The organism is Arthrobacter sp. AFG20 (assembly GCF_002892795.1).
Classification (GTDB): domain Bacteria; phylum Actinomycetota; class Actinomycetes; order Actinomycetales; family Micrococcaceae; genus Arthrobacter.
Genome location: NZ_PJMC01000001.1, coordinates 205,770 through 226,487, shown reverse-complemented (window position 1 = coordinate 226,487; position 20,718 = coordinate 205,770). Strand labels below are relative to the sequence as shown.

The following is a 20,718-nucleotide window of genomic DNA, read 5'->3' as shown; positions in this document are numbered from 1 at the left end:
GTGTTGGAGCTGCCATGGCTACAGGCAGGCGATGGAATCCTCGCCCGCCGGTGATGCGGTTCCGTCGCTGCGGACCAGGATGACCTGGACGCAGGTGGGTTCCGCCGGATTCGCAGTGACGTCCACCCGGGTTGCCGACGTCGACAGATAGCTTCCGCCGCCTTTGACCGTTTTGATCCGCCATTTGTACATGTCCCCCGGCTTCGGCTGCGGGTTGGTCCAGGTGAAGCGGACCTTCCCCTGGGCGCCTGCGCTGCCGGCCAGCTTGGCGACGTCGGGCACGGACCCGTCATCGACGGCGTCGGCGGGCGGCTTGCTGACCGTCTCCGTGGGCCGGGCCTGTGTCTGCGGCGCAGCTGATGCCACCACAATGCCCACGATGACCGCCAGAACCAGGAGCGTTCCGCCGGAGATGGCGAGCCACAGGTTGCGCTTCCCATGATCGGCCGGCTGGTCCCCCGCCTGGCCGGGTGCATCATCCTCGGCAGCCTTCGGTTGGTTGCTGCGCAGGACCGTGGCGCCTGCCCAGTCGTCCGCCGGCGTAACCGCCGCAGGCTCCCGGGACGCCGCGGCACCTGCCGTCGAAAATGTGCCCTGGGGCGCCACGCGGGCCGGCCCTGGCGCTGGTGCAGCAGGACCCGGCACCAGCTCCGGCGGGGTTCCCGCGGCAGCTCCTCCGTCCAGCGGCTTGGTGCGGGCCGGGAACGGGGCGCTTCCGGTCCGGTCGGGGTCGATGGAGGCGACGTTGCGGACGCGCGTCTCCTCGACGCCGTCGTCCAGGTCCACGTCCTCCTGATGGCGTTCCTCGAGCACCTCGAACGGCGTAACGGACAGGTTGAGCTCGGCCTGGATCCGCTGCAGGGAAAGGGCAAAAGCATGAGCCGACGAATAGCGCGAGGCCGGCGACTTGGCCATTGCCGTGGCCAGGGCCAGTTCAAGGGATTCCGGCACATCGGCCCGGCCCAGCCGCGGGACGGGCATGCTGGTGATGCGCGAAATGAGCTCGCGCTGGGAGTTGTCGGCCCCCGGCAGCACGAAGGGCGACCGTCCGGCGAGCAGTGTATACAGCGTGGCGCCGAGGGCCCACACGTCCACCATCACGCCGTCGACGTTGCCGTCGCGGAACTGTTCCGGCGGGGACCACGGGATGGACATCCCCGCGTCCTCATCGACGTCGCCGGCCAGCGTGCCGGAGATGCCAAAGTCGGTGAGTGCCGGGCGGTTGTAGTCCGTGACCAGGATGTTGGCGGGTTTGATATCCCGGTGGGCAATGCCGGCCCGGTGGGCCGTCTCGACGGCGGACGCCACCTGGATGCCGACGGCCAGGACCTCGTCGACGCTGAACCGCTGCCGCCGGTACCGGACGTCCAGGCTGGGCCGCGAGCAGTATTCCATGGCGAGGTACGAATGCCCGTCCTCGGTCACCTCGGCCTCGAAGATGGTGACGATGAAGGGGTGCGAGGACAGCTGGGCCATCAGGTTGGCCTCGGACTCAAACCGGCGCCGGGCGCCCTCCGTCTTGAGGCCGGACAGCAGCACTTTAACCGCCACCTTGCGGCGCGGCCGGTCCTGCTCGTAGAGGTAGACGTCAGAGAAGCCGCCCGAGCCGAGCAGGCTCACGTAGCTGAAACCGGGGATGCGGGGCGGTGGGGCCGCCGGCCGCTTGGAACTCACAGGATCTCCTCAAAGCGCAAGGAAACGTCATCGCCGAGTTCTGCGATGTCGCCGTCCAAGATAATGGCCATTTCATTCTGGGCAAGCCGCCGCGGCGGCTGCCCTTCGCGGACCAGCACGGTGCCGTTGGTAGCTTTCAGGTCGCACAGCATCACGTGCCAGCCCTCGAGCCGGACCTCCACATGCGATCTCGAAATGTCGCCGCCGGGGCTGGCCACCTGGACCAGCCGGGGCATGGTGCCGCCCTGGACCCGCGACACGGACGGCTGCCGCCCGATCACAATCGACTCGTCCAGGTCGATCAGCTCGCCCGTGGACAGCCGCAGGCGGCCGAGCCTGGGGCGCGGCACCTGCACGGCCACGTCCGGTAGCTGCATCCCGCAGGTGAAGCACTGGCTGCTGGTGGGAGGGTTGGCATGGCCGCCCGGGCACACCTGGGCGAGCACGAGTGGCCCGTTGCCTGCCACCCCGCCCTGTCCGGGTTCTGCGCCCTGGCCACCTTCGTGTCCCTGTCCTGCCTGCTGCGCTCCGGAGCTGGGGAGCTCGCTCTTGAGGATGGTCTGACCGTCGTGGTCCCCTTCCGCAGCCTCGCGGGAGGCGGGCATGGAGATGAACGACGGCGGGACGTGGGGGCCGGCGAACGACGCCGGGACCTCCGGCGCTGGAAACTGCGGCGGGACTTCCGGTGCAGAGAACTGCGGCGGGACCTCCGGTCCCGGGGCACGATCTCCTCCGGTCGCCCACGGCACCGAGTCGATCAGTCCTGCCTGCGAAGGGGCTGATGGGAGCGCCGGGGCTGGCGCTTCCTGAGCCCCTGTTTCCTCGTCCGCCGTATCCTGACCAACAGTTTCCGGAACTGCCGTGTCCGGAACCGCCGTCTCCCCAGCGGCCGGAGTGCCGCCGTCGTCCTCCTCGCCTGTCCGCACGGCGGCCTCCTCGATGCTGCGCACCACGGTCTTGTCCCAAAGATGGTCGTACGAGCTGGTGAATTCGGTGACTGAACCGGTGAGTTCGGCGGCGGGCTCGTGCTCATCCGCTTGGGCCGGCACCTCGATTGCAGCCACGGCAGCCTCCGGTTCCTCCGGTTCCTCTGCCCCGACGGACGCGTCCTCGGTGAGGCCCACCATGGTCTCAGCCGACACTTCGGAGTAGGCGGCCTCGGCCTCCGGAGCGACGGAAAGCTCGGCGGCAGTATGAGTCCCGGCAGGCAGGGCACCGGCAGGCACGGCGCCGGCTGGCACAGCACCGACCGGCAGGGCAGCGACTGATCCGGCAATATTGACCCGCAGTGACTGCAGGAGAACAGCCCCCTCCACCACAGGCAGCTCTGACTGCCGGGATGCCGCCCCGGCCGGCGCCGAGACGCTGAACCACTCGGGGGCGTCCAGCCAGCGCTCGGTCCAGGTGGTGACGTTCCGGCCGTCGAGGTTCACGGGACCCGACGGAAGCTGGACCGTCAGGTCGATGTCACCGCGCAGGAACACCCGCAGCGAGTCGCTGAACCCGATGATGCCGAACCACGGGCTGGCGGACAGCGGTGCACCGAACCCTCCCGTCACGGCATGCAAAACCTCGGCTGCGTCTGGGCTGGTCTCCAGCAAATCCCACACCGTGCCGACCAGCGGCGCCGGGGTGGCGGGGTCGAGGATCACCGCAGTTCCCGAGCGGATGAGCCCTAGCCATCCGCCGGGGACATAGCTAGCTGCGGCCATCGACAGCATCCTCGGCTCCGGCACGCGGCAGCGTGTCCTCCTCCTCCGCGTCGGCGGCAGTCCGGGGTGCGGTCGTGGCCACACCTGCATCGTTGAGCACGTTCCTGGCATCGACGACGATCACCGTGATGTTGTCCCGGCCTCCGCGCCGCAATGCTGCCTGGATCAGGGCGTCCACCGCCTCCTGCGGGTCCTCGACAGTGCTGAGGACATCCAGAATCTGTCCGTCCGTCAGTTCCCCGTTGAGCCCGTCCGAGCACACCATCACCCGGTCGCCTTCCTCTATGGGCAGGAGCCAGTAGTCGGCTTCAGTCTCGTCGCCAGCGCCCAGCGCGCGCGTCACGACGTGCCGGCGGGGATGCACCGCGGCCTCCTCGGCCGTGATCTCGCCGCTCTCGACGAGCTCCTGGACCTCGGAGTGGTCCACGCTCACTTGGCTGAGCCGGCCCTGGCTCAGCCGGTACGTCCGGGAATCCCCGATGTTCATAACCAGCCAGTAGGGAACACCCATCTGTTCCACCACCACCACGCCGCTGAGCGTGGTCCCTGCCCGCGAGCCGGTGGCGGAACGGATCGATTCGTCGGCGCTGGCCAGATAGTGCTGCACCACTCCCGCGGTGGCCGTCCGTTCCCCCGTGGCCAGCTGTGGCAGCTGTGCCAGTGCCCGCACGCACATGCCGCTGGCCACCTCGCCGGCTTCGTGGCCGCCCATGCCGTCCGCCACGGCGAACACAGGATCCGAGGCTATGTAGGAGTCCTCATTGAGCTCGCGGCGAAGGCCGCGGTCCGTTCCGTAGCCATAGCTCAGCTTGAGGCCGGGCTCGCTGCCGGTCCCTGGGGTTCCGGCCGCCTGCTGTGAATTCATGCGTGTCCTACGTTGAAGGTGCGGTCCCCGAAGTGAACTGTGGTTCCGGGGCTGACAAATGCGGGCACTCCCGGCTGCAGCGCCGTGCGCATGCCGTCGGGTGTGGTGACGGCGCTGCCGTTGGTCGAGTGGCGGTCGGTTATCCAGACCCCGGTGCCGTCCGTGAGCAGGTGGAGGTGGGTCTTGGAAATGGTCCTGCCGGGGTCCGGGACCGGCAGCAGCTGGGCCTGCGATTCTCCAGCAGCGGGGGCAGGGTTCCGGCCGATCAGGACGGTCCGCTCCAGGCGGAAGTCGCGGCCGTCGTCGAGCCTTATCCTCAGCACAGCCTCGGGGGCGTCCTGGCGCGCCCCGGCGCGCACCTGGGTACGGTCCATGGCGTCATCCGGGTGGACGGCGTTGACCGGATGATCGGTGGCGTCCGCGGCCCCAGGGGGTGCCGGCTCAGCGGTGGTGCTGGAAGCAACCTGGGTGTTGGAAGCAACAGTGGTGTTGGAAGCCAGCGGGGTGCGGGAGGCAACCGGCGAGGCCACCTGCTGCACCGGGGGCAGGTCCAGGGGCGCGAAGCTGTACGGCCCTTCAATGCCCCCGGTGGCCACGGGGTTGCGGCCACGAACGACGTCGAACACCAGGGTCTTGGCCGCACGGTCATGCCATCCGCGGAGCCTGCCGTTCCGGTCCCAGGCGCTGGAGAGCACCACCACCACAGCCCAGGCCGTCCCAAGGAGCAGCAACGGCCCCAGGATGAGCAGGGCGGCGTCGAACAACCTGAAAACAGCCATCAATACTGCGGCAAGGACGGTCAGCAGGATGCCGGCTCCGGTCACGATGCCCCGCAGGAACACAGCACCGAGGCCAGGCGCGTAGCCGTCCTTGTCGGCACTGCGGATGCCCATGAGCCGGTTGCCGATGGTGTTGCCGGAGCGGCCCTCGACACTGGCGACGGTGAACGCGTAGACCAGCACCAGTCCGGCGCCAAGGCCCGACAGGATGGCCAGCAGGCTCGTGTCGTAAATGATGAGCCCGGCGCTCCGCGTGCTGGTGATGCCAGCGAACCCGAAGGACATCAGAACGGTCAGGATCGCCACCGGGGCCAGCCAATCGAGGACGGCGGCGCCGAGACGCTTGCCCGGCGCCGCTGGAACCAGCGTGAGCTTGCCTGCCATATCCGTTCCTTCCCCCAGCCCTACCGGGATGCTACCGGGAATCGGAGCCGCTTGCCTCCCGCCCAGGCCGGGCGGAACTCCCGGAGTGCGCGTGGCTCCCCGGTCGAGCCGGGGTCCCCGGTTAGACAGTGGCGTCCCGCACGCGCCACAAAAGCTTGCCCCGGCGCGGACAGGCTGCCCGCAGCGCGGGCACGGCCCGGTGAACTCGGCAGCCCCGGACCCCCCGGCAGCTACGGGTCCGTCACCGGTCACAGGCGAACCGTTCACCGCCGGAACCCCCGCGCGGCCAGGGCGGTCCGGGCCTCGGCCAGCAGCGACCGGGGCGAGAACCGCGCCCGCTGGCGCCGCCAGAAGCCGACCGTCCCGGTCATCTCCTTGAGCGAGCCATCCACCACCTCCCAGTACTCCCGGACCTCATCCTCACTCGGCTGGCCCGCCCCGAAAATGGAGGCGTCAGCCCGGTGCGCCAGCACGGTGGTGGCGGCGCCGGTGGCGGGGAACGCCTCGGCAACTACCGCCGCGGTTTCCCGCCTGGTTGCGCGGCTGTCCACGGCGGCGCCCATGTCCGTTGCCAGGCTGAGGACCTCGTTCCAGCCGCCGCCGACGCGCTGGGCAGGATCGCCGCCGGTGAAACGGGCCTTCCGGCGCCGGGACTTCAGCAGGGCGATGAGCAGCAGCGGCAGGGCAAGGATGCCTAGGGGAATCATGGCGATGCCGATGGCCGTAAGGATGGGACCCCACAGCAGCCAAGGATTGTTCTGCTTCTCGTCGGCGTCGAGCGCGTCGGGAGAGGAGTCCGGCGGCAGGTCGGCGGGTTCCTGCGGCGGGGGCGGCGGCTGCAGGACCTGGGGCTTCGGCTTGGACTTGCTTTCCGGGTCGGGCGGAATGGGAACGTTGTCCTTGGGCGGTGTGGGGTCGAAGGCCACCCAGCCCACCCGGTCGAACGCCACCTCCACCCAGGCGTGGACGTCCTTGCCCATGATCTTGACTTCGCCGGCTCCGTTCTCCGGGCTCTTCGGATCGGGGTAGAACCCCATGACCACGCGGGAGGGAATGCCCAGATGGCGAAGCATCAGGGACATCGCCACGGCATACTGCTCATCGTCGCCCAGCATCTGCTTGGCGGTCAGCAGGTCGCGGATGCGCCCCGCACCGTGCCCGGAGACGCTGGGAAGCTGGCCGTCGGCAATGAGCCCGTTGCTGAAAGCACCCTTCTTCTGGAAATGCGCCTCGATCTGCCGGACCTGGTCCACGGCGGTGGGGGCGTCAGCGGCCAGGTCGTTGGCCTGGGCGCCCACCACCGGCGGCACTTCGCTGGTGTCAGGCAGGCTGATCCTGGCGAAATCGTATTGCGTCAGCTGCCCGTGCTCGAGCTTCACCGGGTCCGAGACCTGGACAGTGTAGGAGTCACCCCGGGACAGGCCCTGGGTGGTCACCGCGGTGTCGGTTCCGGAGTTGAAGTACAGCCCTGAAGCAGCGCCGGACGAGGCCTGGCCGAAGCTGAGTCCGGTGGTCTTCCGTCCGCCCGGAACGAAGTAGCCCTGGTAGTCATCAATGCTGATGTCCAGGCTGTAGTCATTCGTCGGGACCGTGTCCGTGGCGTCGGCGAGCGTGTTGATCGATTTCGCGTCACCGACCTTGCTGAAGCTCCCGGAACCGTTCGGATCCATCGCGTAGTTGGTGCCGTTGAAGGAATCGAATGCTCCGAGCCGGACCCGGGCGTCCTTGGGCAGTCCCTTGACTGTGAACAGGGCGTCGTCCTTCTTGTCCTTGACGAAGTTCCGGAAGCTCGCCAGCGGCGTGACGTAGTCCTTGGGATCAAAGGGCGGAACGACGACGTTGCGGAGGACGCGCCGCTCGTCACCGGCGGCGATGAGCGGCGACACGGCCGCGGTAATTGCCACCGTTGCCGCCAAGACCGCCGCTCCAGCCGCCAGGCGGCGCATGCGTACCTTACCGGCGGTGCCGGCGTCGTATTGGGGACGGTTCACCGAGACCTTGCGGGTGTCGCGCCGGCGCAAGGCGTCCCGCCGGAAGGTTGCCCAGGCGATGCCCACCACCGTCAGCGCGATGCCCCTTTCCACGGTCAGGAATCCGGCGTTGGTGCTGAAGGCGATGCCCGTGACAAACAGAACGAGGACTGGCAGCAGCGGCCAGTAGGGGCTCCGGATCCGCCAGGTCAGGACACCGGCGGCCACGGCCGTGATGAGTGAGCTCAGGAACGGAACGATCAGCACCCCGCCCGCGGTGCCCACGGGCACTCCGACGGTCAGCATGTCCTTCCACGAGAAGGCGACGCCAAGCAGCAGCGTCCGCAGGGATTCCAGGCTGGGGAGGAATCCCGCCACCGCGGCATCGGGAACGGCGAGGACTGTCCCCAGCACCAGGTAGCCGCCAAAAGCGGCGGCCGTGGTGATCACCAGCCCCAGCCGGAAATGGGCATTGCAGGCAGCGATGGCCAGGCCCAGGATGATCCCGCCAAAACCGGCAACCAGGTAATGCGGGTCGCCGCCGAAGCTGAGGCTGAACCCGAGGACACCCAGCCCGAGCAGAACGGTGAGGGCACCGCCGTCGAGCACAAAATGCCACAGCGGCCGGCCATCGGCGAAGGCGGACTGGGCGGCCGGCGTGACCGGGCGGCCGGGCCGGGTTGAACGGCGGGGGCGGAGACCTGTGGCCTCACTCATGCTGCAGCCTTTCGCAGGACGGAGGGAAGGTCGGAGAGGTCACCCACGGTGAGGACTGTGAGGTCGCCTATGTTGGCGCGGGCCGGGGCGGCGCCCAGGTCGGCGAGCACAGCGAGGCTTCGGACGCCGGGCGGCACCGAGGCAGCGGCCGAGCGCAGCTGGGTGGGCGTCACCTGGCTGCCCACCACGAAGAAGACCACGGAGGCGTTGGGCACCGTGTCGGCAAGCGTGCGGGCGAGGTCGACGGCGGTCTTCCGCAGCGGGGTGCCGACGACCCGGGTCATGTCGTCCAGCATGTTGCGGCCGGTCTCGCAGCGCAGCGGACCCCCCTGGGTCAGGACGTCCAGCTCTCGCTGCTCGCGGATGGCCTGGCGTCCGATCGACGCGGCTGCCGAGATAGCCAGCTCGAACTCGTCTTCCGAGGCATATTCGTCGGTGTTGATGGACAGCGAAATGGCAAGGTGGGCCCGGCGGGTTTCCTCGAACTGGCGGACCATGAGCTTGTTGGTGCGGGCCGTGGTTTTCCAGTGGATGTGCCGCCGGTCGTCCCCCGGGACGTAGTCGCGCAGGGCGTGAAAGGAAACATCCGCGCTGGACAGCTCTGTGGTGGGCATGCCTTCCAGGTCGCGGATGAACCCCGCGGCAGAACCGGCCAGCGCCACGGTCCGGGGATGCACGTACAGGTCCTGCGGTTCCGTCCAGAGCACCTGCCGGCGGAGCAGGTGCAGCGGATCGGCACGGACGGAACGCACAGGACCCACCACGATGACGGCCCTGCGCGCCGTCGGGATGGTGAACAGATCCTCGTGCACCTGCTGCGGCTTCATCCGCGGGAGGTGGAAGACGGCGGTGGCTGCCCCGACGGGGAGCTCGAGGTCAGCCGGCAGGAGCGGCCGGGCAGAGGTGTTGGACACCGCAATGCTTCCCACGGCGCTGTCCCCCACCGCAACCCTGGTCCGCGCGAGGTCAAGCAGGACCCCATAGGAGGACCTGCCCAGGATGAAGCCGCCGGCGATGACGAAGAGAACCACCGCCGCAATCGCGGCAGCCTTGGCCTCCTGCCAGCCGAAGGCGTTCCCGGCCGCCCACAGCAGAACTGCACCGGCCAGCACGGACCAGCCCAGGACGCTGACCACGGACAGGACAGGCCCGACACGGCGGGCCCACACGCCGTCGGCCATGCGCCAGGCGGGACCCAGCGCGAGCCGGGCGATGCTGCTGAACTCGGACCACACCCTGGCCGGGCGAATTTGGTGCTGCACCTTGGGCAGCTGCAGCCCGGGCCGCCGCACGCTGGACAGCCGCACCTTAAACCGCTGCACGCTAGACGGCGGCGCGCTGCTGCGGCGCTGCGACATCAGCCAGGACACGTCCCAGAACGGCTTCCGCCGTCGCCCCGGAGAACTCTGCCTCGGGGTCCATCACGAAACGGTGGGTCCAGACGACGCCGGCGAGGTCCTTGACGTCGTCCGGCAGGACGAAGTTGCGCCCCTGGCTCGCGGCCCAGACCTTGGCCGCCCGGACCATGGCCAGGGCGCCGCGGACCGACACACCCAGGCGGGTCTCCGGAGCGTTGCGGGTTTCCTCGCAGAGCCGGGAGATGTACTCGAGCACGGCGGTATCGACGTGCGCGGTGGCGGCAAGGTCCGCCATGTCAGCAACGGCCTGCGTGGTGATGACGGGCTGCAGGTCCCGGGACCGGTCCTTGAGGTTGGATCCGCCCAGGAGCTGGACGGTGGAGGCATGGTCCGGATAGCCGATGGAGGTCTTCAGCAGGAAGCGGTCCAGCTGGGCCTCGGGCAGCCGGTACGTTCCCGCCTGCTCGATCGGGTTCTGGGTAGCCAGCACCATGAACGGCCGCCCGGCTTCGTAGGTGGTGCCGTCCACAGTGACGCGGGACTCCTCCATGACTTCCAGCAGAGCCGACTGCGTCTTGGGCGAGGCGCGGTTGATTTCGTCGGCGAGCACGATGTTGCTGAAAATCGGTCCCTTGTGGAATTCGAACTTCTGGGTCTTCTGGTCGTAAATGGTCACGCCGGTGACGTCGGAGGGCAGCAGGTCCGGGGTGAACTGGATGCGGCTGTTGGACCCCTGGACGGTGGCGGCGAGGGCCCTGGCAAGCGAGGTCTTGCCGGTACCGGGTGCATCTTCAAAGAGGACGTGGCCCTCGGCGAGCATCGCGGTGAAGGTCAGGCGGATGACGTGTGCCTTGCCCAGGACGGCCTGGCCCACATTGGCGACGAGCTTCTCGAACGTCCCTGCAAACCAGTCGGCCTGCTCGCTAGTCATTGTCATGATTGTTCCTCTTCTGTGTAATTGCAGGCTTATTCGTTCTCAGCAGGCGGTGGCGTTCCAAAAGGCGGTGGGGCGGAAAGGTCAGCACTGCCCCACGCCCGGTCCCCTGATGTCCACCGTGGTGCCCTTGACGTACCAGCCCTTGTGCGGCCCGCCGTCCATCAGATACCAGCGGGTTCCGTTGTTGTAGATTTCGGACCAGCAGGTGGTGGGAATCCAGCCGTCGGACCAGGACACCCAGTTGGCGTCGCTGCCGCCGCAGCTGCGCGTGGCGGCGTTGTACCGGTCCGGGACGCCGGGTTTTCCGGGGCAGCTGTTGTTGTCGGACCGCTTGACCCGGACCTCGGTAAGGGGAGGCGTGGGATCAGCACCCGACGTGGCAACGGCAGAGCCCGGCTGTCCGCAGTCCTTGTCGCCATCGGTGCCGTTGCATGCACGGACCCGCAGTGTATGTCTTTGGTTCCAGCCTCCGCCGTCACGGTTGTACTGGCGTTTCAGCCCCACCGACGTAAACCCGCCCCCGTCAAAGCTGACCTCGTAGCGGTTGATGACCCGGCCGTTGTCGTAGGGCGCGTTCCAGGTCCAGTGAACCTGCGGGTCCCCCTTGGCTGACGTCTCGCCGGTGACCACTGGCGTGGCCGGCGCACCATAGGGAACAGCCGAACCAATGGCCTTGGCATCACCTGAAACATTGTTCTTGGTGGAGAAGGCAATGATGTTGACCGTGATGTTCTTGCCGTTCGGCTGCCCATAGATGGTGCCGCCGGGTGCGTTGATGGGGCCCGAGCCGTAGGCAGTAGTCCAGCGGTAGCCAATCTCCGATGTCTGCGATCCATTTCGCTGGGCCTCTGTGAGGGGCGTGAAGGCGACCTTCAGCTGTCCGTTGTTTCCTGGCGCCCATACGCTGCCGCCGTTTACTGTCCCCGGCTTGCCGGCGGCCCGGATGGGAGCGGACTGGGCGCTGGTTCCGGACGTGCCGGCCTTGTTTCTAGCGGAAATGGTGAACGCATAGTCAGCCTCGGAGTTGTCCACGGTGACGTTGAGGGACGTGCCGGAGGCCACCTGCTGGCTCTTGACCACCGCCCCACTGTGCAGGGTGGTGAGTGTGTAGGAGGAGACGGCATCCCCGTTGTTGTTCGGAGCAGTCCAGTTCACCTGCAGCTGGCTCTGGTCCCCTACCGGCGCGACGTCCGAGACGCTCGGGGCTGCCGGCGTCACCGGCACGCCGGCCGGCACCTCGGCCGCGGAGTAGGTGCTCCACTCCGAAGGGTCCTTCGCATCGTTCCGGGCGAGGACGCGCACCTTGTAGGCCACGCCGTTGGTGAGTCCCTTCCAGACGTAGCTGGTGGACGTCAGGTTTTGGATCTGGGGGTTCTGGCCGCTGGGTGCCGGAGAGATTTCCAGATCGTAGGACTTGATCGGCGAGCCCTTGCTGGCCGGCGCCTTCCAGGCAATGGAGAGCTGCTTATCGCCGAACTTCAGACCCGGCGCCAGCGGCATCTCGGGCTTGACGTCCGGCCGGACCTCAGCCGAAGCCGGTGAGCGTTCGGACTCGCCAAACTCGTTCGTCCCCGTCACCTGGAAGTGGTACTTGGTGTTGTTCACCAGGTTGTTCAGGGTGCACGAGTTGGCCGGACAGTCCTGCTTGTATCCGCCTTCGCCGTACACGGTGTACTTGGTGATGGGCGAACCCCGGTCCGCGGGGGCAGTCCAGTTCAGCAGCGCAGTCCGGTCCCCCACACTCTGTGCCTGGGGCGTGGTAGGTGCGAGCGGCTTGTCCTTGACCGTGAGCCGGATGCGGGCGGTGGCGTACCGGGACGAGTCCTCGGTCTTGTCCCCCACCGTGTAGGACACAATCAGGGTGCCGGAGAACCCGGCCGACGGCGTGACCGTCACCGAGTCGCCGCTGATAGCGGCCGCGCCCTGGCCCGTTTCCGTGGCGACGCCGATGATCTTAAGCGGGGTATCCGGGAACGGGTTGGCATCGTTTGCCAGCACCTGGAGAGTCACCGGCTTGCCCGCCGCGGCGTTTGCCTCCACGTCGTCATTGGCCACCGGTTTGGCCCGGTTGGTCGCCGTGACGGCGAGCCGGAACGTGGCGGTGGAGTCAAGGCCACGCGGATCCTTCGCCTTCACCTGCACGGCGCCCCCGTCGCCGGGCCGCAGCCCATCCTTGGCGGAGACGTTCAAGGACGCGCCGTCGATGGCCACGTTGAAGCCTTGGGGAATTGTGCCGGCGATCTCGTACTTCATGTTCGCGGCGTCGTCACTATCCGGGTCGGTGGTCAGCTTGGCCAGGTCCGCGGAGGCGGGGTCACCCAGCGGAACATCCACCGCGCCGCCGAGCAGTACCGGCGGGTTGTTCCGGTTGGGGTCGGGCAGCACCCTGGTGCGGATACTCAGCGTGGATTTGAGTCCGGCGGGGTCGTCCGGGCCGGAACCGTCCGTCACCTCGAAGGTGATGGACCCGGGGCCCACATAGTCCTTGTCCGCGGTATACCTGACGGCTGTGCCGTTGCCGGCCACCGGGTTGCTGCCGTCCGCACCGATGAGCTTGATCCGGTCGGTCTGGGTCAGCCGGGGCGAACGTCCGCCCCGTACCTTGACCCATTCGGCGAGGTCAGCGGTTACGGACTGGCCCGCGACCACTTCGAGGACCTCGTCCTTGGCAAGGGTGGGAACCTGCTGGCCGAGGCCCGGCACCCAGATGATCGCCGTAGACTTCTGGCCGTCGACGTCCTCAACCGTGTAGGGCACCAGCTGCGGCTGGCCGGTCAGTTCGACGATCATGTTGCCCTCCGGACCTGGGCGGGCGGTCTCGGCGGCGCTGCTGATCTTCAGGTTCTCGCCGACGCCGTCAGGGTCCTCGTCGTTCTTGAGGACGGGGACGTCCACGGCGGTCTTGCCAAGCGTCTGCGCAGAGGTCACCCGGTCATCCCGGGCGATCGGTGCCTGGAGCGGAACGTTGCTGTCCACCACCATCCGGATGGCTGCCTGTGCGGAGGCCCCGCGTTCGTCGGCCACCGTGTAGCGGACATTGACGGTGCCTTCGGTGGACGGAGCCTGCAGCAGGATGCGGCCGCTTTGCTTGCTGACAGTGGCCTTCAGCGCGGCATCGGCTTCGATGCCGTCGCTGACGATCCTGATCAGGTCCCCGTCCGGATCGGTGTCGTTGCCGGCGGCGTCGACGGCAATCTGCCGCCCGGGCCGCACCTTGACCTGGTCGTCGACCGGCGCGGGCTTCTGGTTGGTGTCGCTGCGCGGTGCGATGCCGACGGTGACGGTGCCGGTGTTCACGGCGCCCTGCCGGTCGACCACCTTGTAGCGGAACGTATCGGTCCCTGCACCGTTGCCGGCCGCGACGAAGTCGATGAAGCTGCTGCCCGCCGTCGCGGTGCCCATGCCGGGCGTGCTGTCGATGCCCGTCAGTTGGACGGAGTCGCCGTCGGGGTCAATGCCGTCCAGCGGCACCGGGATGCGCACCGTGCCGCCAGCCACCACCCGGGCGGTCAGGTTTTTGGGCTGGGGCCGGGAGTTTTCGGCACCCTCCAGCGGCAGGATGTGGATGGTGACGGCGGCGGCGCTCTTCTGGCCCTGCGGGTCCACGGCGTTGTAGATGGCGCGCACGGTCTTGGGCTGGCTGCCGGCGATAAAACGGAGTGTGTTCTCGGAGACGAAGCTCTTGCCGTCCTCCGCCGTGGCGGCCTGCGGCAGGACCGGGTCAACCGTCAGCTTTTCGCCCTGCGGGTGCGTGTCGTTGTCCAGGACGGGGATGGTCACGACGTCGTTGACACGGACGTTAACCTCATCGGGCTTGGGCTGCGGCGCCTCCACCACAGCCGGGGCGGGAACAGGCACCACCGAGACGCTTCCCGTGGCGGAGGATTTGCCGTTGGACATCGTGTAACGGAACAGGAAGGGATCCTTGGTGCCGGCGATGTCGGTGATCCGCAGGACGCTGTGGTCGATCACGCTCACCGACGCCGTGGCGTTTTCCGGCACCGCAACGGATTGCAGCACCAGGACGCCCCCGGAGGGGTCAGAGTCGTTGGCCAGCGGGTCCAGCAGCACGCTGCCGCCCACCGGCAGGAGTGCCACGTCATGGACGGCGACGGGACTTCCGGAGTCCTTGCCGGATTCCACATCCACCCTGATGAGGCCCTGGCTGCTTTGCGGTCCGTTGCTGGCCAGGTACGTCAGGTAGACCGGGCCCGGGGTCCGGCTGCGGAAGGTGAAGGTGCCGCCGTCGGTGACCGGGCCCAGTTCTGCAGCTCCGCTGGCTTCCACCTGGGCGAGGCGCAAAGCGCCGCCGTTGGGATCGACGTCGTTCTTCAACGGCGCGATGACCAGGTCCTGGCCCACCACCGCCGTGACGTGGTCGGCGTTGACCACGGGGGCGAGTGCTCCCGGCGGCTGGACGTTGACCACCACCTTTCCCGTGGTGGTGGCGCGGCCGTCCCAGACGGTCACCGTGACGCTCTTCTTGCCGGCCGAAGCGCCGGAATCCTGGAAGGTAAGCAGGCCGTCGCGGCGGATCTTGACCTGGTCCTGTTCGTTGTCGGCCGTGGCTGACATGAGGACGAGGTCGTCGCCGTCGGGATCGGCCCAGTCGGTGAGGATGTTCTGGCTGACGGTCTTGCCCTGCTCCACAAGGAGTGTGGTGGGGTCGCCGCGTTTGAAGGACGGGGGCCGGTTCTCGTCCGGCCCGACGACGCTCAAGCTTACTTTGCCGCCGGCGGACAGGCCGCGGCCGTCCGCTGCGGTGTAGTCGAAGGTCTCGGTCCCCGGCCCGGCGTCGGCCGGCACCGTGATCTGGAAGGCGGACCCGCCGTAGATGCTTTCGATGCTGCCGGCCCGCGGCCCTTCTGCGCCGAGCGAGGCGGTCAGGACGTCGCCGTCGGGGTCGGAGTCGTTGTCGAGGACGCTCAGGACAGTGGTTCGCCCCGGCCGGACGCCGACGGCGTCGGGTTTCGTTTCGGGCGGACGGTTCGGTTTGGTGCGGTCCGGCAGAACGTTGATGGTGTTGTCGTCCGCCGACTCCTCATCGGGGTCGTCAGCCTGGTTCTTGGGCGGGACAACGTCGTCCCAGTTATTGACCAGCTGCATGTTCTGGTTGACCAGCCACACGTTTCCCGAGTTCACGTCATTCAGGACCACGAGGTCCCGGTTGACCCGGAAAACGTAGCTGGGCGAGGCACTGGCTTTGGGCACTGCCACGTTCTTGTTGTCCGCGGCATTCGCGCAGTCCCGGACATACTTGTTGGCTCCGGACCATGCCGCGTGGACGCAGCCGCCCAGCTGCACCGGCGCCGCCGGTACCCCCTGGCCGCCGAACGTCACGGCCTTCGCGGCGGTACCGTTCAGCGGCTGCCTGAGGAGTGCCTTGCCGGTGGCCACGGCCACGGTGTCGGACGCCGGGCCCGGCTGCTGGAGCTTCGCCTCCCGCGCGTCTGCCAGCGGCACCACGCGTCCGCCGGGCAGGAACAGTTTTCCGGCGGACGCATCCAGGACCACAGTCTGGTCCCCCACGACGGAGATCTGGAGGTCCCCGGCGCCCTTCAGCCCGTCCCACGTGCTGGACTCGGTGCCGGTGGCTGCCCCCGCGGCGTCCACCGTGGTCACTGTCACCTGGCCCGTCTTCGGATCCGCCGAATAGATCCGGTCATCGGAGCCGACGGCGGACACCAGCCCTTCGGAGCCCGCCACGGCGGGCTCAGTGGACTCCTCGTCGAAGGCATTGACCGTCGATGGCGACATCGCCCACATCTTCCCGGCGGCAGGGTCGGTGACCGAGATGGTGTCGGCGCCGAAGCTCACCTGCGCCGAGCCGGGAAGCTGTTTATCTCCGCCGAGCCTCATGTTGGCGGCGGACACCTGGTTCAGGGTGGAGCCGGATTCGTCGTCGACGAATACCTTTCCGGCGTTCTGCAGGACATCGAACGTGGTGCTGGCCGGGGTCACCGCGCCGTCAAGGACCCGCGAGGGGTAGTTGAGGCGGCCGACGGCGTTCCGTGCCTTGCTGACCACCCAGACGCCGCCGTCGTTAAGGTCAACCTCGGTTGTCTTGAACCCCGGGTAGATCACGGCACCGGCCACCAGCGCTGCAGCAGCAGCGGAAAAGACGGTTCCGGTGACGATCTTGTTGCGGCGGTTCCTCAGCCCCAGCTTGCCGAACAAAGTTGACACAGCGTTATTATTCCCCTGAAATCACAGCCGCCTGAGCGCGGCCTGCTAGCCCCTGATGTTCATCAGGGGCCGGTGACATTCCGCCACTCCCCCGTAGAGACGCCGGAACAATTCTGAGCCTCGACTATGACATGGGCGCTGGCGGCTTGTCCAAGAACAGCCGCCGGGGCCGTCCGTTACCCCGCAAGCCTACCCGCGCAGTCCGGTCCCCGCGATGGGGAGGACTGCCCACGCTGCCTCAGTCCAGGACCAGGCCCTTGCCCCGTCCCCGCGCCAGGGTGACCGGCTGGATCTCCCCGAAACCCCGGACGTTCTCCACGTCCTGGGGAATGAGCACGAACCGCTCGTCCTGGTCCAGTGCCGCCGCCGTCATCGAATCGACCAGCACGGTCCCCGGATCGGCCAGCGTGGTGAGGCGGGCGGCAAGGTTGACGGTGGGCCCGTAAATGTCGCCCAGCCGGGAAAGGATCCGCCCCCAGACCATGGCAACCCGTGCCTCGGGCAGGATCTCGTCCCGGGTGAAGGCTTCGGCCAGTGCAAGCGATATTTCGGCGCCCGCGGCCGGTGTCTCGGCGATGTAGAGAACTTCGTCGCCCACGGTCTTCACCAGCCGGCCACCGCCCACCGAGATGATCTCCGCGCACTTGTTCTCGAACCGCTGCACCAGCTTGGCGAGCGTCTTCTCGTTCATCCGCCGTGAAAGGCTCGTGTAGGACACCAGGTCGGCGAAGCCAACGGCGCGCGCCAACGGAAGCGGCGCATCGTCCTCGTCGCCTTCGCGGCCCTCCTCGCTGGCCTGCAGGCCGGCTTCCGCCCGGACAGCCAGGCGCTGGACACCGGCGTTGAGCTGACGCCGCCAAGAGTAGACAAGCATCTCCTCCAGGGGATCCACCAGGGCAGGCAGTTCGTGGACCAGCCGCTTGCGGGCCTGGGCGTCGGTAAGCCCCTGTTCGTGGACCATGTCCTCAACCAGCGCCTCAATCTGCCACACCACCATGCGGTCCGTCATCTGCCCGATGGCACGGGTGACCGAGATGGCGGCCTCCTCGGTGAGCTTTCCGTTCCGGACCATGCCCACAGCCGTGGACAGGGCCTCCTGGTCGCGCTCGGTGAAGGCGACGTCGTCGTCACCGAAGTTAGGGAAGCCGAGTGCTCGCCACAGCTTGCGGGCAGAGAGCAGCGACAGGCCCACACCGCCCGCCACCTCGCGGCGGCGGAGCTTGCGTTCCCCGCCGAGAAGCCTTGATTCGAGACTCTTTGCCGCAATGCGCTCCGCGGACAGGGTACCGGTGGCCGGATTTTCGACGACGGCGTCCGTCACCTCCCGGTGACCGGTGTCCTGCGCGCCGGACCCGCCTGTGTCAAACCCGTCTGCGCCAAACCCGTCTGTGCCGGCCTCGTGGGTGCCTGTCTGCTGGGCGCCGCGCTGATCCTCATCGTTCATCTCTTCCACCTTCTCTCACATCCCGCGGAAACCGGCGCCGGGCTCATCCGGCGCCTGACCAAATCCAAATGGTTCGTCGTCCGGAAGCTCATCAAGGGCATCCAACAAGAACCTGTGGAAGGTGGCAACTTCCGGCACATCCTTCAGCACGTTGCCGAAATGATGCCCGGCATCCAAGGATATATTCCCCGAACGCAACATCCGCTGGAGCATCGACTGGCTGATTGTGACATTACGCACCGAGGCCAGGAAGACCTGCCGGTCCCGGCGCCGGAGCATGCCGTAACGCGCCAGGACCCGCTGGCTGGTCAGGATATACCTGGTCGTCTGCCACCGCAGCACCCTGGGCAGGCAATACCCCAGAAGGATCCACAGGCCAGCCAGCACACAGCCGGCCACCGCCCAGAACGTCCCTTCCCCGGTGATGGCCGGGGCAAGCGCGGACAGTCCGCCGCGAATGATCCACGCGCTTCCGAATGCGGCAAGGGCGGGCACCACAATGAAAACCACCGCCGGGACGAACAGCACCCTGGGCTGCGGGCGGGTCACCACGATGACCTGCTCGCCGGGGAGGAGTTCCTTACGCATAACCGCTTTCGCCGGACCCCTGCTGGTCAGTGCTGTGCTTGGCAGCCCCATGCTTCTCCGAGCCCTGCGGGGACCACGGCCGCAGGTGGACCACATCCCCGGCGGTCACGACGTGCTCATGGGAAGAGGCATCCACCACCAGCAGCGAGCCTGAATCATCAAGCCGCGAGGCGTGGCCGATGATTTCGTGGTCGCCGGGAAGCTGGGCGCGGACCTGCTGGCCGAGGGTGACCATCGCCGTCTCGACGCGCTTGTGAAGCGACGGCCCGCCAGCCAGGCCGGCCGTGGCATCGCCGTCGGCATTGCAGAAGCTGCGGTAGAGCGTGCAAAAGCGGGAGAGATAGCCCTTCAGGAGCGCCGTGCGGTCCACTGTTCCGGCACCCTGCAGCTGGACGGACGTGGCAGTGGGCACCGGTAGCTCGTCCTCGGTGAGCGTGACGTTCAGCCCGGTGCCCAGAATGACGGGCGGTACCGATCCGTCGCCCAAGGGGCCAAGCTGGGCGAGGATGCCGGCGATTTTTCCGCCGCGCACCAGGACATCATTCGGCCATTTCAGCTCAGCCGGGATTCCCGCCGTCTCGTCCAGCGCGTCGCGCAGCGCGACGGCGGCCAGGAGGGACAGCCATGAGTAGGTCTGGGTGGGCAGGGGGCGGCCGTCAGCATTAACGGGCCGCAGAACCAGCGAGACCAAGACGGAGCTGCGGGCGGGCGCTTCCCAGGCCCGGTCCAGCCGGCCACGGGCCGCAGTTTGATGCTCCGCGGTCAGGACTGCCAGATCGGGGCAGGCCTGGGGATCCGCGGTCACGGCCCGCAAAAGGTCGGCGTTGGTGGACCCGGTTGTCTCCACGACCGTCAGCTGCGCGATGCCGGTGGCGGCGAGGAAGTTGGCGTCGGACAGGGCTTCCCGGTCCAGCGCCGGCCGCTCGGGCAGGCCCTTCGCTCCGGTCAGGTTTTCCTGAGGTCCACGGCTATCGTCGGGGCGTGCGGCATCCATAGTTGAATCCTAGCGACTCGCCGGGCCGCACGGCCGGGAAGGCCCATGGTCAGAGGCAGGCACACAGGGCGAACGTACACTTGTGGCCCCTGCCGGGATGGAAACGGGGCCGCAAGTGTACGTTCGCGCTGGATGACGTCAGATCACAGGAAGATGTCCTGGACGAGGTCTGCTTCGTCAGCTCCCAGGCTGTACGGCCGGAAGTCCGTGACGCCGGCGGCGGCCAGGACCTGCTCGTCCGTATAGAAGTTCCCCGTGTTGACGGTGCCGTTAGTGCGCTCGCCGGCACGGTCCGCGGTACCGGTGAGCACGGCGTGGGCCGCGTCGGCCATGATTTCGGGTCCGCGGGCAGCCCGGACCATTGACTCACCGCCGGCCATGTTCCGGATGGCGGCCGTATCGATCAGCGTCCGAGGCCACAGCGAGTTGACGCAGATGCCATCGTTCCTGAGCTCCTCCGCAAGGCCCAGGGTGGTCAGGCTCATGCCGTACTTGGCGATGGTGTAGGCCAGGTGCCGGCCCGCCCACTTCGGGTCGAGGTTCAGGGGCGGCGAGAGCGTGAGGATGTGGCCGCCGGAGGATTTGCGCAGTGCGGGAAGCGCCAGCTTGGAGAGCAGGAAGGTGCCGCGGACGTTGATGTCCTGCATGAGGTCGTAACGCTTCATGTCCACCGTGTCCGTCGGCGAAAGGTCGATCGCGGAGGCGTTGTTGATGACGACGTCGATTCCCCCGAAGCGGTCGACGGCGGCATCCACGGCGCGCGCGACGTCGTCGTCGTTCCGGACGTCCCCCACCAGCGGCAGGGCACTGCCGCCGGCGGCCTCCAGTTCTTCGGCGGCGCTGTAGACAGTGCCCTCAAGCTTCGCATGCGGCTCTCCGGTCTTGGCGAGCAGCACCACGTTGGCACCGTCGCGCGCCGCCCGCCGGGCGATGGCCAGACCGATGCCGCGGCTTCCTCCGGACATCAGGATGGTCCGGCCCTGAAGGCTGCCGGTGGCCCGGTAAGGCGTTGCCGGAACAGGGTAAGCGTCGCTGCTCGAAGTCATAGGGACACTCTAGCCGCACTTTGCTACCCGCCAGTAACATCGGCGTTTCCGTCGGCGCCACGAA

12 protein-coding genes are annotated in these 20,718 nt (G+C 67.9%); all 12 read right to left on the bottom strand.

The window, feature by feature from the left end:
- Nucleotides 1-18: 18 nt before the first annotated feature.
- The 12 genes from CXZ05_RS00960 to CXZ05_RS00905 all read right to left on the bottom strand — a co-directional run bounded on the left by CXZ05_RS00960 (nt 19) and on the right by CXZ05_RS00905 (nt 20,654).
- Complete coding sequence (locus CXZ05_RS00960; RefSeq protein WP_102970751.1) at nt 19-1,674, bottom strand: serine/threonine-protein kinase; 1,656 nt, start codon at nt 1,672-1,674, stop codon at nt 19-21.
- Nucleotides 1,671-3,386: a hypothetical protein gene (locus CXZ05_RS00955; protein ID WP_102970750.1), complete on the bottom strand. Its 1,716-nt coding sequence runs from the start codon at nt 3,384-3,386 to the stop codon at nt 1,671-1,673. Before CXZ05_RS00955 ends, CXZ05_RS00960 begins: the two co-directional genes overlap by 4 nt.
- Nucleotides 3,373-4,251 (bottom strand): PP2C family serine/threonine-protein phosphatase, encoded by an 879-nt coding sequence (locus tag CXZ05_RS00950; protein ID WP_102970749.1) that lies wholly within the window; start codon nt 4,249-4,251, stop codon nt 3,373-3,375. The genes CXZ05_RS00955 and CXZ05_RS00950 overlap by 14 nt, the downstream gene beginning before the upstream one ends.
- On the bottom strand, nt 4,248-5,666 hold the full coding sequence (locus tag CXZ05_RS00945) for an RDD family protein (RefSeq protein WP_146033024.1): 1,419 nt from the start codon (nt 5,664-5,666) through the stop codon (nt 4,248-4,250). The genes CXZ05_RS00950 and CXZ05_RS00945 overlap by 4 nt, the downstream gene beginning before the upstream one ends.
- Nucleotides 5,667-5,677: 11 nt before the next feature.
- Complete coding sequence (locus CXZ05_RS00940) at nt 5,678-8,101, bottom strand: transglutaminase family protein (RefSeq protein WP_102970747.1); 2,424 nt, start codon at nt 8,099-8,101, stop codon at nt 5,678-5,680.
- Nucleotides 8,098-9,402, bottom strand: coding sequence for a DUF58 domain-containing protein (locus tag CXZ05_RS00935; RefSeq protein WP_258006403.1), 1,305 nt, complete (start codon nt 9,400-9,402; stop codon nt 8,098-8,100). Before CXZ05_RS00935 ends, CXZ05_RS00940 begins: the two co-directional genes overlap by 4 nt.
- 22 nt (nt 9,403-9,424) lie before the next feature.
- On the bottom strand, nt 9,425-10,396 hold the full coding sequence (locus CXZ05_RS00930) for a MoxR family ATPase (RefSeq protein ID WP_102970746.1): 972 nt from the start codon (nt 10,394-10,396) through the stop codon (nt 9,425-9,427).
- Between the two features lie 81 nt (nt 10,397-10,477).
- Entirely contained in the window at nt 10,478-16,582 is a 6,105-nt protein-coding gene (locus CXZ05_RS00925; RefSeq protein ID WP_102970745.1) for an Ig-like domain-containing protein, read from the bottom strand.
- 238 nt (nt 16,583-16,820) lie between these two features.
- A complete protein-coding gene (locus CXZ05_RS00920) occupies nt 16,821-18,026 on the bottom strand; it encodes an adenylate/guanylate cyclase domain-containing protein (protein WP_102970744.1) in 1,206 nt (401 codons plus the stop codon).
- 15 nt (nt 18,027-18,041) lie between these two features.
- Nucleotides 18,042-18,614 carry a PH domain-containing protein gene (locus CXZ05_RS00915; RefSeq protein WP_308410972.1) on the bottom strand — a complete coding sequence of 191 codons (573 nt, stop codon included), beginning with the start codon at nt 18,612-18,614 and terminating at the stop codon, nt 18,042-18,044.
- Nucleotides 18,607-19,608: a biotin--[acetyl-CoA-carboxylase] ligase gene (locus tag CXZ05_RS00910; RefSeq protein WP_102970743.1), complete on the bottom strand. Its 1,002-nt coding sequence runs from the start codon at nt 19,606-19,608 to the stop codon at nt 18,607-18,609. The genes CXZ05_RS00915 and CXZ05_RS00910 overlap by 8 nt, the downstream gene beginning before the upstream one ends.
- Before the next feature lie 143 nt (nt 19,609-19,751).
- The gene (locus CXZ05_RS00905; protein ID WP_102970742.1) at nt 19,752-20,654 is read right to left on the bottom strand and encodes an NAD(P)-dependent oxidoreductase; all 903 of its coding nucleotides are present in this window, start codon (nt 20,652-20,654) and stop codon (nt 19,752-19,754) included.
- Nucleotides 20,655-20,718: the final 64 nt, after the last annotated feature.

Coding starts and splice junctions, on each gene's coding strand:
- CXZ05_RS00910 (WP_102970743.1), bottom strand. CDS start 19,608: ATGGATGCCGCACGCCCCGACGATAGCCGTGGACCTCAGGAAAACCTG.
- CXZ05_RS00950 (WP_102970749.1), bottom strand. CDS start 4,251: ATGAATTCACAGCAGGCGGCCGGAACCCCAGGGACCGGCAGCGAGCCC.
- CXZ05_RS00920 (WP_102970744.1), bottom strand. CDS start 18,026: ATGAACGATGAGGATCAGCGCGGCGCCCAGCAGACAGGCACCCACGAG.
- CXZ05_RS00905 (WP_102970742.1), bottom strand. CDS start 20,654: ATGACTTCGAGCAGCGACGCTTACCCTGTTCCGGCAACGCCTTACCGG.
- CXZ05_RS00940 (WP_102970747.1), bottom strand. CDS start 8,101: ATGAGTGAGGCCACAGGTCTCCGCCCCCGCCGTTCAACCCGGCCCGGC.
- CXZ05_RS00955 (WP_102970750.1), bottom strand. CDS start 3,386: ATGGCCGCAGCTAGCTATGTCCCCGGCGGATGGCTAGGGCTCATCCGC.
- CXZ05_RS00915 (WP_308410972.1), bottom strand. CDS start 18,614: ATGCGTAAGGAACTCCTCCCCGGCGAGCAGGTCATCGTGGTGACCCGC.
- CXZ05_RS00930 (WP_102970746.1), bottom strand. CDS start 10,396: ATGACAATGACTAGCGAGCAGGCCGACTGGTTTGCAGGGACGTTCGAG.